This is a genomic window from Pseudarthrobacter sp. NPDC080039, from assembly GCF_040702335.1.
Lineage (GTDB): Bacteria > Actinomycetota > Actinomycetes > Actinomycetales > Micrococcaceae > Arthrobacter > Arthrobacter enclensis_A.
The window spans coordinates 47,923-60,513 of sequence record NZ_JBFBKY010000020.1 but is presented as its reverse complement, the minus strand read 5'-3'; the positions used below and the strand labels follow the sequence as shown (position 1 = coordinate 60,513).

13 protein-coding genes and 1 pseudogene are annotated in these 12,591 nt (G+C 63.3%); 10 read left to right on the top strand and 4 right to left on the bottom strand.

The features are described from left to right. Positions 1-267 (top strand): annotated as a pseudogene (locus tag AB0313_RS17440) (hypothetical protein); the annotation flags it as partial. Here AB0313_RS17440 and AB0313_RS17435 read toward each other — a convergent pair. After that, positions 239-538 carry a DUF309 domain-containing protein gene (locus tag AB0313_RS17435; RefSeq protein WP_366307104.1) on the bottom strand — a complete coding sequence of 100 codons (300 nt, stop codon included), beginning with the start codon at positions 536-538 and terminating at the stop codon, positions 239-241. The pseudogene AB0313_RS17440 and the gene AB0313_RS17435 overlap by 29 nt on opposite strands. A 309-nt stretch (positions 539-847) precedes the next feature. Between AB0313_RS17435 and AB0313_RS17430 the strand changes: the two genes are divergently transcribed. After that, the gene (locus AB0313_RS17430; protein WP_366307098.1) at positions 848-1,153 is read left to right on the top strand and encodes a hypothetical protein; all 306 of its coding nucleotides are present in this window, start codon (positions 848-850) and stop codon (positions 1,151-1,153) included. A 330-nt stretch (positions 1,154-1,483) separates the two neighbouring features. Further along, the gene (locus tag AB0313_RS17425) at positions 1,484-2,176 is read left to right on the top strand and encodes an HAD-IA family hydrolase (RefSeq protein ID WP_366307096.1); all 693 of its coding nucleotides are present in this window, start codon (positions 1,484-1,486) and stop codon (positions 2,174-2,176) included. A gap of 239 nt (positions 2,177-2,415) precedes the next feature. Here AB0313_RS17425 and AB0313_RS17420 read toward each other — a convergent pair whose 3' ends face one another. Next, on the bottom strand, positions 2,416-2,796 hold the full coding sequence (locus AB0313_RS17420; RefSeq protein ID WP_366307094.1) for a hypothetical protein: 381 nt from the start codon (positions 2,794-2,796) through the stop codon (positions 2,416-2,418). A gap of 102 nt (positions 2,797-2,898) precedes the next feature. Then, positions 2,899-4,875 (bottom strand): amino acid transporter, encoded by a 1,977-nt coding sequence (locus tag AB0313_RS17415; RefSeq protein ID WP_366307092.1) that lies wholly within the window; start codon positions 4,873-4,875, stop codon positions 2,899-2,901. Positions 4,876-5,271: 396 nt separating this feature from the next. On the opposite strand from AB0313_RS17415, the gene AB0313_RS17410 reads away from it, so the two are divergent. From AB0313_RS17410 to AB0313_RS17380, 7 genes are all read left to right on the top strand, one after another. Then, positions 5,272-5,652, top strand: a complete 381-nt coding sequence (locus AB0313_RS17410) for a nuclear transport factor 2 family protein (protein ID WP_366307090.1) — start codon at positions 5,272-5,274, stop codon at positions 5,650-5,652. A 371-nt stretch (positions 5,653-6,023) separates the two neighbouring features. Continuing rightward, positions 6,024-6,848, top strand: coding sequence for a hypothetical protein (locus AB0313_RS17405; protein ID WP_366307088.1), 825 nt, complete (start codon positions 6,024-6,026; stop codon positions 6,846-6,848). 235 nt (positions 6,849-7,083) lie between these two features. Then, positions 7,084-7,347: a hypothetical protein gene (locus tag AB0313_RS17400; protein ID WP_366307086.1), complete on the top strand. Its 264-nt coding sequence runs from the start codon at positions 7,084-7,086 to the stop codon at positions 7,345-7,347. 431 nt (positions 7,348-7,778) lie between these two features. Beyond that, a complete protein-coding gene (locus tag AB0313_RS17395) occupies positions 7,779-9,182 on the top strand; it encodes an FAD-binding oxidoreductase (protein ID WP_366307084.1) in 1,404 nt (467 codons plus the stop codon). Positions 9,183-9,718: 536 nt separating this feature from the next. After that, entirely contained in the window at positions 9,719-9,895 is a 177-nt protein-coding gene (locus AB0313_RS17390) for a DUF1059 domain-containing protein (RefSeq protein ID WP_366307082.1), read from the top strand. Positions 9,896-9,897: 2 nt separating this feature from the next. Next, the gene (locus tag AB0313_RS17385) at positions 9,898-11,064 is read left to right on the top strand and encodes an EAL domain-containing protein (protein ID WP_366307080.1); all 1,167 of its coding nucleotides are present in this window, start codon (positions 9,898-9,900) and stop codon (positions 11,062-11,064) included. 388 nt (positions 11,065-11,452) lie between these two features. Further along, entirely contained in the window at positions 11,453-11,767 is a 315-nt protein-coding gene (locus AB0313_RS17380; protein ID WP_366307078.1) for a response regulator, read from the top strand. 604 nt (positions 11,768-12,371) lie between these two features. On the opposite strand, the gene AB0313_RS17375 is transcribed toward AB0313_RS17380, so the two are convergent. Then, a complete protein-coding gene (locus AB0313_RS17375) occupies positions 12,372-12,584 on the bottom strand; it encodes a hypothetical protein (protein WP_366307076.1) in 213 nt (70 codons plus the stop codon). Positions 12,585-12,591 lie beyond the last annotated feature (7 nt).

Below are 12,591 nucleotides of genomic sequence, written 5' to 3'. Positions count from 1 at the left end.
GTCTCCCTGGACGCCGACCCCGCGTCAGGGGTGTCAGTCTACGACTCCACCCCCTACAACGGACAGACCGGCTGGTTCACCGTGGGAGGCACCAGCGTCTCCTCACCCATATGGGCTGCACGATCCGCCGACACAGCCGCCGTAGTCAACGCCGCCTACGTCTACGGAAGCGCCATCAAGTTCCGGGACATCAAGATCGGGAATAACGGCAACCCTTGCCTGATCGGACTCGACCTGGTCACCGGACGGGGAAGCTGGACCGGCTGAGGTATCCATCGGCGTGGGCAAGCCCGACACAGATCTGGGCAAGACCTTGCCATAGATCACGTTCCATAGCCGGCCCAGCTTTCCATCTCGCCTCGAGTACCTCGTGCGCGGCGAAGGGCCGGCCCGCTTCCACCAGGCTCCGGGCCAAGACCAACGTCTCCGCCGGCGGCAACGTCTCCTCCGAGACAGGCTCCACGCCAGCGCTTCCGTAAGGCAGCGGCCGTCCCAGAGCGTCACGTTGCCGCGCCCTGCCTCGGACGCCTTGAAGCATCCCGGTCCAGCTCACCGGTCACCGCAGCTTCCGTTCTGAGCATCCATGGACGCTATCAACCTTCATCCGCCCAATCCTAGGGCCGGGCTCTTCGAACCAAGCTATTCGCTTCGTTCGGGCCGCATGCCTGCTCCGTCGCAGCGTACAGCTCCCCAAACGCCGGCAGAGTTTGGAGTGCCCTGTCACCCATCGAGTTGGTCATGACACGCATTACGACAACGAGGGCGTCTGATAACAATCGTTCACAAGACACCTCTCGGCCGGTCCAGCACCCCCGCGCGGGTCCCGTCCAGATTGAAACTTGGTAGCGTGAACGAGGCAGGAAGCATCCACCGACACGAACGGGAGCAGCCGATGGGCACCGGAACGAACGAACCTGAAGAGACACCGAACGAGGGCCGCGGCCCGCAGACGACCCCGGTTCCCAGGGACGCCGCAGCACCGCTGTTGCCGAAGGAAAAGGAATTAGCCCCTCACCCCGGCGCCCCCGACTTCGCCGCCGACAGCTACCAGGCCAGCGGACACCCGGCGATCCCTCCAGGACCCGCGGAAGAAGATAACCGCCGAGACCACGATGACCGCGGACTGACCACGGACACAGGCCCCAGCGACTAACACCTACGCCCTCGAGAAGCTGTGGGCCCCGGGCCCCGGACCAAACCGGCAGCCCTGAGCCAGGTCGTGAACCCGGCATGCCGTCCGCCGCAGAGCGGACGCCCGCGGGAAACCCCGCCATCATAGTGCCAGGTGCACGGCCGGCCCCGGGTGAGTGGTGCCAGGTGCCGTCCTTCGACACAGAGAGCTCTCCTGTGCAGTGGCGACTACGTGCCCGCAGCGGGTCAGCGGTTTCCAAGAGCGGGGTGGGGGTCTTTAACATGGGCGCGGCGGCATCCTCGCGCTCTTCACCTGCCGGAAACTACTACTAACACCTACGAAGGAGCCCGCATGGCCGGCATCTCCCACCCTGACCCAGCAACGGACGAAGCGACTTTCGTCCCCTGCGACGCCGTACTGTTCGATTGCGACGGCGTCCTGGTCGAATCCGACGCGATCGTCATCCGCTCCTGGAGTCGTTGGTCCCAGCACATGGAACTAAACCCGGACGAAGTCATCGGCACCGTCCACGGACGTCGCTCGGCCGATACGGTGGCCGACTTCATCCACCCTGACCGCCGCGCAGATGCGGCTGCTCTAATCGACGCGCTGGAGATAGAGGACGCAGCAGCCGTCACATCAATCCCCGGCGCTGCCGAGCTGCTCGCGTCGATCCCCTCCGGGCGTTGGGCGACAGTCACCTCCGCTTCCCGTGACCTGGCCACAGCGCGCCTGACTGCCGCTCACCTGCCCGTTCCGGACGTGCTGGTGACGGCAGGCGATGTCGAGCACGGCAAGCCACACCCCGAGGGATACCTCGCAGGCGCCCACCGACTGGGCGTCCCGATCGGCCGCTGCGTCGTGATCGAAGATGCGCCCGCCGGCATCCGCGCCGCACGCGCCGCGAACGCCGGCTTCGTCATCGGCGTTGGCGACCGCGACGTCGGAGAACACAGCCCCGACATCATGGTCACGGACCTGCGCTCCGTCAGCTGGACCGCTGAAGGCCTGCAGATCCGGCCGCTAGCCGCTCCGGTCCCCTGAAGGATGCATGACCCCTTGACCAGCAGCATCGATCACGCCCCCGGCCTTCCACGAAGGACACGGTGTCTGGCCAAGCCGGGTACCCGTTAAGAAACCATCAAGAAAACGGGAGGAACGGGTCCTCCTGTGCCCTGACCGATGTTTGATGGAGGCGATAGGGGCCGCGACCTTTGGCGGCCCTGGGGTTTGGTCGTTGAGTGAGACGTGGGCGGGAGCAGCATGATGGTGGAATGCGCGGGTCAGGAGAGCCGCAGGGCGGCAGGGTCAGAAACGTTGTCCCGGCCGGCGAGCCCCTGCCGCAAGCGGGACATGTCGTGAGGGAGTATGCCTCCGACCTCCCCGCCGGGATCCGGTATACCGCACCGGCGGGCACCGTGACCGAGCCTGATGGCCGGGCAGTTGAAGGTCCGGCCTACCGTTCCCGGGCTGGCTATCTTTTCCAGGACAGTTCCGGTGATCAGTGGTGGATTATCTTCCGCCCTTCCACAGGGGGCGACACTGTGCGTGCCGTGGTTCGCGGGGATGTGCTGGCGTGCAGCGCCTCCCACGGCCAGCAGGTGAAGGTCCGGGTTCTCGCCGCCGGTGTCCTTCACAAGGATGCAGACACCGCTTTTCGGCAAGCGACCCCGTCCTCCTTGGAAGATGCCGCCCGGCTCGCGGCATCCATCCCGGTCCCACCCGGGTGACCGCCGGGTTCCGCGGGCCATGGTCAGGGGAAAGGGTCAGCCGACGTGGACCCAGGGTCGCCTGGTGACGTCCGGTTCGGCTTCGCGGAGCACCTCCCGGGTCACAGGGGCGATTTCGCCTTCACCAAGGAACAGGAAGCGAAGCAGGTTAGTGACGGGGTTCCCTTCAGTCCAGCGGAAGTAGATGTGAGGCATCAGGCCGGTGACGTCCCGGATGTGCAGGAGTACCGAGGCGATGGTGTTCGGCACCACCGGTCCGTGGACTTCCAGGATCCGGTACCCGTGCCGGACCACACCTCTGATTTCGAGGGCGGTTTCGAAGTCAGACGAGTCATCGACGATGACTTCCAGGAACAGGGCCTGCTGGTCCAGGGGCAGGTGGCTGACCTCGATCGCCGAGGTCAGCTTCTCCCGGTACGCCGCCTCGCTGAGCCGGAGCGGTTCGTGGGAAATGATGGCCAGCGGCCCGTCCAGGACCTCCGACATGAATTCGAGCGCTTCACGGTCCATATGGACATGGGTCGCGTGCAGTTCAAAGGACCGCCGGACCCGGGAGAGCAGGGAAATGACGATGATGCCCAGGATGAAGATGGCCGCGATCCGGATGCCTTCGGGACGTTCAAAGATATTCGCGACCGTCGTGTAGATGAAAACCACAGCGATGACCCCAAACCCGATGGTGCGTTTGGCCTGCCTCGCACGCCGGGCCGAGAGCGTCACCGCGACCGCTGCAGAGGTCATCAGGACCAACACACCGGTCGCGTACGCACCGCCCTGGGCATCGACGTCAGCGTTGAAAAGGAACGTGATCAAAAAACCGATCACGGTGAAGACCAGAACCAGCGGACGTACGGCCTTCGCCCACGCGGGTGCCATCCCATAACGGGGCAGGTAGCGGGGCACCAGGTTCAACAGGCCCGCCATCGCGGAGGCACCGGCGAACCAAAGGATCGCGATCGTGCTGATGTCGTACACGGTGCCGAAACCCACACCAAGGTACTCGTGGGCCAGGAACGCCAGGGCACGCCCGTCAGCCTGGCCGCCGGGCTGAAATTCCTGCTCCGGGATCAGGACCACGGTGATGAAGCTCGTCGTAATCAGGAAAGCGCTCATGATCACCGCCGCCGTTGTCAGGAGCCTGCGGGCGCCCTTGATCCGGCCGGCCGGATTCTCCTCGGTATCGCCGGCGGCGCCGCGGATCTGCGGCATGACCGCGACGCCGGTTTCGAAACCTGACAGTCCCAGGGCGAGTTTAGGGAAGACAAGCAGGGCAATCCCGATCACCATGAACGGGTTCCCGTGCGAGGTCGAGAGGGCGTGCCACCACTGGCCGACGGCAACGGTATGGGTAAACACCTCCGACAGGGTCACGACCACGACCACGGCATTGAGGCCCAGGTAGAGGGCGACCAGGGCGACGGCGACGCCGATGGCCTCCTTGAACCCGCGCAGGAACACCGCGGCCAGCAACGCCAGCAAAAACAAGGTGATCGCGATGTTCTGCCCCTGCAACCAGCCCGGAGCGATCGGGTTCTGAATCAGGTGCGCGGCCGCGTCGGCGGCGGAGAGGGTCATGGTGATCATGAAGTCCGTCGCGGCGAAGCCCAACAGGACCAGGACAAAGAGCTTCCCACCCCACCGCGGCATCAGCCGCTCCAGCATCGCGATCGAGCCCTCACCCCGATGACTTTCCCCCGCAACCCGGCGGTACACAGGGAGCGCACCGAGCAGGGTGACGGCGACCAGCACAATCGTGGCCAGCGGGGAGATCACCCCGGCCGCGAGGGCCGCGATCGCCGGCTGATAACCCAGGGTCGAAAAGTAATCCACACCCGTCAGGCACATCACCTGCCACCACGAATGCTTCTTCACGTGGGAGTCACCGACCGCGCCCGGCCCCTGATGGCTGCCCTTGCTATCCTGGAGTCCAAACAGCAACCAGCTCTTCAATGCCGCCCTCGCACCGCGCCTGGGAGCCGAAGGGTCCACCGGGGGCCTGCTCAACGTCGTCATGTAATCCTTTCCGCCCGACACACCGCACCGGGACCACAGCCGAACATAACACCCGCCACGCGCGGTTCCCCCCGATCCCCACCGATATTTGCGAATCCTTAACACCGGCCCCCAACAACCAGGCGAAGCGGACACGGCGGGGTCTACAAGACCTGGCTTGCGCCGCCCGGCCGGACTATGGAAATAACGACGGGGTCGAGGCCCGGATACACCGTTATTTCCACAATCCCCAAACCCTCATGGCACCAATGCCACACCGCAAAACCGGTCCGATGCCATTGACGACAACAAGGAGACCGGCAATGCTGACTACCACCCACGGGTGGTCCCATACTCCTGGCACCACAGTGGTCCCTGATCGCTGGCAAGCGACTGAACAATTGAAAGGAATGGACGATGGAGAACAAGGACGTCATACGCAGGGTGTATGACCTCTTCCCCGAAGGGAAGCTGGCCGAGATCATCGATCTCTTCGCCCCGGACGCAGTGTGGAGCATTCCCGGTCAGAACACGGTCACGGGCCAGTGGCAGGGAAAGGACGCCATCGCGAACGAACTCCTGCCCAAGCTCGCCACGTGCTCGACCTTCCAAGCAAGCCTCATCGACGTCGCTGACGGCGGCGAGCACACCTTCGCGCTCCGGCGCAACCAGGCCGAACGCGCGGGCCAATCCATCGACTACCTCGTCTGCGACGTCCTTAAAATCCAGGACGGCCTCATCCATGCGATCCACACCTACCCCTGGGACGCGCGCGCCGTAGACGCCTTCTGGCGCTGAAGACACGGCCCTTGGAAAGACGCCCCCGCCGGCACCAACGGCCGCCACCGCAGCGCGGCTCCGCGAAACCCCACCAGCCACAGCCAAGGGCGCGTCCTGGAAAACGTTCCGGGCCTGATGCGCACCGGAACCTGATAAACCACCTGCCGTGGCCTCTAGCTTGAATTCCAGAGGTGGTTGCAACACCCCTGGAATTCACGCGAAAGCCAATCGGTTTTGCCGACTCCCGTCAGTTCAGAGTTGCCACTTACAGGCAGGCGAGCCGCCCCGTACCGCGGGCACTATAGATGACTCTCATCAAGTTCTTGCCAGAGATACGGCAGGGGAGCATACTGGCCGAAGCCAGCGGCATGCCGCTCTAAGGAGGGATCATGCCAGAGGACGCTCCGCCGGCCGGGACGGCCACCCCAGCCCTGAAAGGGCCTCGGGCCGCCATCATTATTTCTGCCCTGATTTCCCTCGCACTGATCTACTCGAACATTCGTTCATTCATGGGCCCACCAACCACCATGATCAACGTCGATGTTCCCTGGCTCGGCCTCACCGAAGCAGGCACCATACTTCTAGTCATGCGGCCCGCCTGGAGGGGCCAGCTCTGGGCTGTCACAGTCCAGGCGGCAGTCCTTCTCCTGGTAGCCCTCCATTCCTACTGGCTCCTGAGTACCGACCGCTGGATGAGCGGCGGCGGTAACTTTGTCGACGGCAACGCCGCCCTCTGGAGGACCGGCTTCGGCGAAGCCTACCTTGTCGTCATGCTGCCGTATTTCTTCGTGATTGTGTCCGAGGCAACGTTTATCATCCGCCAGCTCACGGGCCGGAAGCGCACCCCGACCAGGACCCCCATATGGTTACGGGTCACCGTAGCAATCACCGGCCTCATTGCCGTCGACATGATCGGGCTGCTGATCGGCCCATTTTGGCAAGGTTTTCCCGAAGGCGTTGTCCTGCTCGCTCTACTGTGGCCCGCGTGGAACGGCCGGCTCTGGGCCGTCTCAGCCCAGGCGGCCGTGCTGCTCATCTCAGTCTTCCACTCCTACGCCTATTACTCGCAGCTGAACCCCTTGTCAGATCCGGCGGGCCACCGCCTCGTCTTCCTGGCACCAGTATTGTTCATCCTGATTCTGTTCGACGCCATCTTCGTCCTCCCCCAACTGCAAAGCAAACGGCTGCCAACACACCGCACGGTCACCCACTAACCACCGCGACCATGGCAGCAACTCGCCGACACCGAGGGTCACCCCACGCCGTATGGGCTGAACGCACTGCCTCGTGGCAGGTTTCAGGCGTAATTGGAACCCCATCCGCCAGCAGGTCCGTCCGGTTCCGGAATTCTGGATCACGGCGCAGTCGCAGACTCCGGACCCCAGGCTTCCGCTTCCCCCTGAAAACCCCGTCCAGGCCGAGTGCAGGCCGAAGGTCTGCACTCCGTTAATGCCCGACTTGAATTCCTGGCCGACCCGCCGCCTCCTATCGACCGCAGCCACCCTGGTCGAGCATTCCTCGAATAAGAAACTGGCCGGCGCCGGACCCACCCACGCCGGAGTGATAGCCCTCGATGTTCTATCCACACCCGAGGAGCCCATGAGCACCATGGCCGTCTGCCAAAGCCGTGACCCCGGACCAGGCCGGGAGTACTACCTGGAGAAAACCGTCGAAGGAAAAACACCCCGCGAAGCCCGCAGGGCACTCAAATGACGCCTCTTCAATGTCCTCTACAGGCGGATCCTGCACGACCACCATCAGGCCCAAAAACTGGCTGCTTGACACACAGAGGCGCTATGCGGTCACGTCCGCCCGGGCCGACCAACCCCAAACGAGTGCGACCCCGGCACGCGCCGACCCGTCGCTGTCAGGACAATGCCCGAGAGCACGTCAGTTAATCAGCAAGTCAGACCCGCCCGGAGCCGCAACTCCATCTTCATTGTTATTCAGACAGCCCCGCCAGGTACGCCGATGGTCACTCACCCGAGGGCGTTGTTCCCCTTATGGTGGATCTCTCCCCGTGTCAGGGCTCAGGAGCGGCCGCGTCGGGTCGGTCCCTTCCGGTTTGGGGGAAGCGGGTGTAGATTCCTGCGTATCAATGGTCGACGGTCTCAGAGCGGAGATCTGCTGTGTCCGATTCTGTAGTGACTGATTCTGCGGTATGGGAGAAGTTTCGTGCCTCCTTTGATGCGGAGAGCTTTGTGCCCGGGGACCCCGGGTACGACGAGGCCCGTGCCGTGTGGAACGGGGACATCGATCGGCGCCCCGCCCTGATCGTCCGGCCAACCGACAGGCAGCAGACCGCGGAAGCGATCGGTTTCGCCCGGACGGCCGGCGTGGAGGTCACGGTCCGGGGTGGGGGACATAGTTACGCCGGACACGCCGTCCGTGACGGTGCGATGATGATCGATTTGAGTGCCCTGAACCAGGTGGAGGTTGACCCGCAAGCCCGCCGAGCCAGGTGCGGGGGCGGCACGACCTGGGCTGATCTGGACGCAGCCACGCAGGAACACGGACTCGCTCTGCCTGGCGGCTTTATCAGCCACACCGGGGTCGCTGGCCTGACCCTGGGCGGGGGCATCGGCTGGCTCAGCCCGCGTGCGGGCCTGAGCTGTGACAATCTGGTCAGCGCGGAGGTCGTGACCGCCGACGGGCGCACCGTTACTGCCTCGCCCGGTTCCAATCCCGACCTGTTCTGGGCCCTGCGCGGCGGCGGAGGCAACTTCGGGATTGTGACCACCTTCGAATTCGCCCTGCACGAGGTCACACCATTGGTCCAAATGGGCATGTTCTTCTGGGACGCCGACCACGCCCGGGACGGGCTGCGGTTCAGCCGCGACCTGATCCCGAATCTGCCGGAAACCGCGGGCGTGCTGCTCGCCGGGCTCAGCGCACCGCCGGAACCATTCGTCCCGGAAAAATATCAAGGACAACCCGGGATCGCCCTGGTCATCATCGGCTGGGCCAGCCCCGAAGAACACGCCCGGATGATCGAACCCGTCCTCGCCTCGGCACCGGAACCACAATGGCACCTGATCACCCCGATCCCTTACATCCAACTCCAGCGGATGTTCGACGGCAGCACCCCCTGGGGAATCCTCGCCTACGAAAAAGCCCTCTACCTCGATGAGCTCAGCGACGACGCGATCGACGTGGTCGCCCACTACGTGCCCCAAAAAGCCTCCCCGCTCTCCTTCGTCCCCGTTTTCCCGATGCGGGGCGCCTTCTCACGGGTCGGGGACGATGACACCGCCTTCGGCGGCCGCAGGGACATCAAATGGGTATTCAACATCTCCGCCGAGTGCCCCAGCCCCGAACTCCTGGAACACGACCGCGCCTGGGTGCGCGAGTTCTGGGCTGCGCTGCGTCCACACGCCAGCGGATCCGGTACTTACGTGAACTTCCTCGCCGACACCGACGAAGACCGTGTCAGGTCGTCCTACGGAGACCAAAAATACGAACGACTCGCACGGATCAAGAGCCAATGGGACCCGGATAACGTATTCCGCTACAACGCCAACATCCACCCCGGCACCCCTCCCACCTGACTGTCCAGGCTTAATCTCTTTTCCTTGCAAACAGTCGCTGTCTCCTTGTTCGTCCAAGGACAGAGACAGACGCCGGCTAGCTGAGGACCGCAGACGCGGACAAGCATCCAAGATCAGCGTCCACCGGTTTGACCGACCACTGCCCCCTCCGCGGTCGTTGGGCCAGCGAAACATCTCGTATCCCAAGCGTTTAGAGACAGTCCGGGTGTAGCGTTTAGTGGCTCCTTTTATTGTGGCAGCGTGACTTGCCTGGTGCTCTGAGGTTCCCTCTAGAACCGGACAGTTTGAAAAATGCCGACAGCGATACAACCAGGACGCTTACGGAACTGCCGGATCGAGTGACAGTAAAACGCAATAATGCAGGGGATACCGTCAGAAGAACTCGCATTACCTCACGTCAGCGCTGCCAGTTTCACTGCCAACGGACAACCCGTGAGGGGCTGCCCTACATGCTTATGCTGCCCAATGAGGTCTATCGTTGAATGGGGCAGGTGGGTTAAGGTGGTGCCACTCGTGGATGGGGAGAGGTGGCTGTGATGAAGTCGTTTGCTTGTGGTGATGTGGTTCCGGGCTGCGAGGCTGCCTGGGTGTGCAGCACAGAGGATGAGATTCTTGTGCACGTCGCCGCTCATGCTGCGACAGCACACGCGTTGGCGGAGTTGCCTCTGGAACTCGTCAGGTCCGTCCGCGAGGCCATCATTCCGGCGGCCTGAGATTGATTCAGGCCCCACGGCCTGCCCTTTCATCCGGGGATGGCGCTTCTGGGTGGAACGAGCTGCTGGACGTCGCGTGCCGGGGTGAAGGGCTCTCGACGTTCTATCAGCCCATCGCAGACATCCGTCAGGGTACGGTCGCAGGCTATGAGGCCCTGGCCCGGTTTCCGGGGTTTTCAGAGGGCAGCCCGGAGGTCTGGTTCAAGAAGGCACGTGCTCTCGGCCGGTCTGCGGACTTGGAAGCTGCTGCCCTGCGTACGGCGTTGAATGCCCGGCCGAGCCTGCCGCGCAATTGTTTCCTGAGTCTGAACGTCTCCCCGGACTTACTCTCCTCCGGACGGGTACGGGATGTGTGGGACGGTGAAAAGGACTTGGGTGGCTTGGTCATTGAATTGACCGAGCAGGCCCCGATCGATTGCTATGAGGCGCTCGGGCCGGACCTGGACCGGTTACGTGGTGCCGGGGCGTTCATCGCTGTTGATGACGCCGGGGCCGGATACGCCGGGTTGCGACACCTTCTGCTCCTGCGCCCGTCCATCATTAAGATCGACCAGGAGTTGGTCCGGGATGTTGACCGTGATGAAGCGCGCCGTGCTCTGATCGGTATGCTGGGGAGCTTCGCGGACCGGATCGATGCGTGGGTGCTGGCCGAGGGGGTTGAGCGCGGTGAAGAACTTGACGCTCTCGTCTCGCTTGGTGTTCCGCTCGCGCAGGGCTATCACTTGGGGAGGCCAGCCCCCGTCTGGGCGCCCTTGGCGCCCGGGATCGCTGACCGGCTCAGCGAAAAAAGCAGGACACAGATGCCGCCGACCCGGGCGCCGACCGTCCGGGACGTCGCCGAACCGGCAGTGACCATTACGGATCCGGCGGAGGCAACCGACGTATTCGCGGCCGACCCGTCTCTGGGATTCGTGGTCTTGATCGGCAGCCATCAGCGCCCCATAGCTATCCTGCAACCCGGCAGCAGACTTGACGGTCCTGGCACCCCCGGCCTCCGGGTCAACCTGAACACCCCGCTGGAAGAATCGCTGGCACGATCTATGACCCGGGCACCAGCGGAGCGTTTCGCCCCTTTAATCATCACCGACAACGCTGGCCGCTTCGCAGGCGTGGCCCGGATGGAACGCATGATCACCGCGGTAACCGAGACAGAGCCGGGGCCAACCTAAGAACCGGCCACCCCAAAAGCATTATGGCGTGTAACTGACGCTTGTCCGGTGGGTCGGAAGCGACCTCTGCGGACGGGGTGTCGGTAGTCATGGTGATTGCGGGGGTAGGCAGCCTGATTTCCTGCTAGAGGCGGCCGGACTCAGGCACGGCGGCGCGTCTTTCCACCGTTATCGATATGGGCGAAGCCGGCCCGACAGTTGCCTCAGTAGGTTACGATCCACATGCTCGCAGTTGTTGAGAAATTGTGGCAGGCCCGCTGGCCAGAGAGTCCGCCTGAAAGGGAGGATGCACGGGCACGCCCCGGGAATTTCCGTCAGTCCTCGTAGTCGACGATGATCCGGGGTCCCTGCTGGTTGCCCAGGTCGCATTGGAACAGTCCGGGTATGAATGCCTCACCGCGGCAACGACGATATCGGTTGGGCCCTGTACAAGACGCTACGCTCAGACGTCGTGGTCGCCGACCTGCAGATGTCAGGCATGGAAGGGCTGAGTCTGTGCCGCGCAATCCGCGCCGCCGAAGGAGGCGTTTATACGTACGTGGTGCTAGTGACCTCCCACGGTTCGCGGAAGGCTATCCTCGCCGGCATGGATTCTGGAGCAGATGATGACGTCACCAACCCCCTCGATCCTTTCCTCCTTCATCCCCGCCTACTCGATCCCCGCCTACTCTCCGCTGACCGGGTGACGCCCCTGCGCATCTAGGCACGCCAGTTCTCACGCATCCCAGAGTTGTAGTCAAGGGGTTTCGGAGGTCATGGCTGACCGGTCCCATGAAGGCACCCAGCATCTCATTACTGACTGTTGCGGCACCAAAGGAATCAGCGAGGTCGGAGTGCGCTCCCCCTACTCCAAAAACCTCGGAGTACCTGGATATCGTGGATCGAGTGCTCGCAGGATGCTCTCCGGGGTTGGGGGCCTCTCGCATTCGCCTCCATCAATGGATCTTTGGAGAGGACGCAACTTTCGCTGGCGACGCTGGTGAAAGAGGTCGCCGTTGACTTGAGCGAGTGACGCGCGAACGGCATAGCTCAACATTCGCAACCGTTGTGACCGGCCTCAAAAAGGCTTGGAGAGGAAGGTGGTGGCCGCCCCTCCCCCAATGCAGGACGGGTACCTTACGGGTCCTATTTGTAATGATTCTTGAGGAATAGAGCAGGAACAGCCTTGAGCCGGAATGGAAATGTTGTATAGCAAATGCGCCGGGCGGAAGAGCCAAACGCTGGCGGCTCGAAGGTTAAGCCGAACCGGATTCTGGGGACGGACAGGGTACGGCATCGAAGATGTCGCTGGCATCCATCGACGACCGTTACAGCGCCTTTTTCACCCCGTCCTGCTCCATGAGCCGATCGAAACCGACTTTTTGCAGGAGCTTGTCCAGGGCCTGGGAGATTGCCTTGGCGATCATGAGACCAACGATGTGGATGACGAGGAACAGAGCGAGTTTGGAACGAACTCCACGACCGTCGCGAAATCTTCGGAAGACAGGTTCCTGAGTACGGTAGCGTGTGCGCAAATCCAAGTGACGT

Coding starts and splice junctions, on each gene's coding strand:
- AB0313_RS17435 (WP_366307104.1), bottom strand. CDS start 538: ATGCTTCAAGGCGTCCGAGGCAGGGCGCGGCAACGTGACGCTCTGGGA.
- AB0313_RS17425 (WP_366307096.1), top strand. CDS start 1,484: ATGGCCGGCATCTCCCACCCTGACCCAGCAACGGACGAAGCGACTTTC.
- AB0313_RS17415 (WP_366307092.1), bottom strand. CDS start 4,875: ATGACGACGTTGAGCAGGCCCCCGGTGGACCCTTCGGCTCCCAGGCGC.
- AB0313_RS17410 (WP_366307090.1), top strand. CDS start 5,272: ATGGAGAACAAGGACGTCATACGCAGGGTGTATGACCTCTTCCCCGAA.
- AB0313_RS17405 (WP_366307088.1), top strand. CDS start 6,024: ATGCCAGAGGACGCTCCGCCGGCCGGGACGGCCACCCCAGCCCTGAAA.
- AB0313_RS17400 (WP_366307086.1), top strand. CDS start 7,084: ATGCCCGACTTGAATTCCTGGCCGACCCGCCGCCTCCTATCGACCGCA.
- AB0313_RS17390 (WP_366307082.1), top strand. CDS start 9,719: ATGAAGTCGTTTGCTTGTGGTGATGTGGTTCCGGGCTGCGAGGCTGCC.
- AB0313_RS17380 (WP_366307078.1), top strand. CDS start 11,453: ATGCCTCACCGCGGCAACGACGATATCGGTTGGGCCCTGTACAAGACG.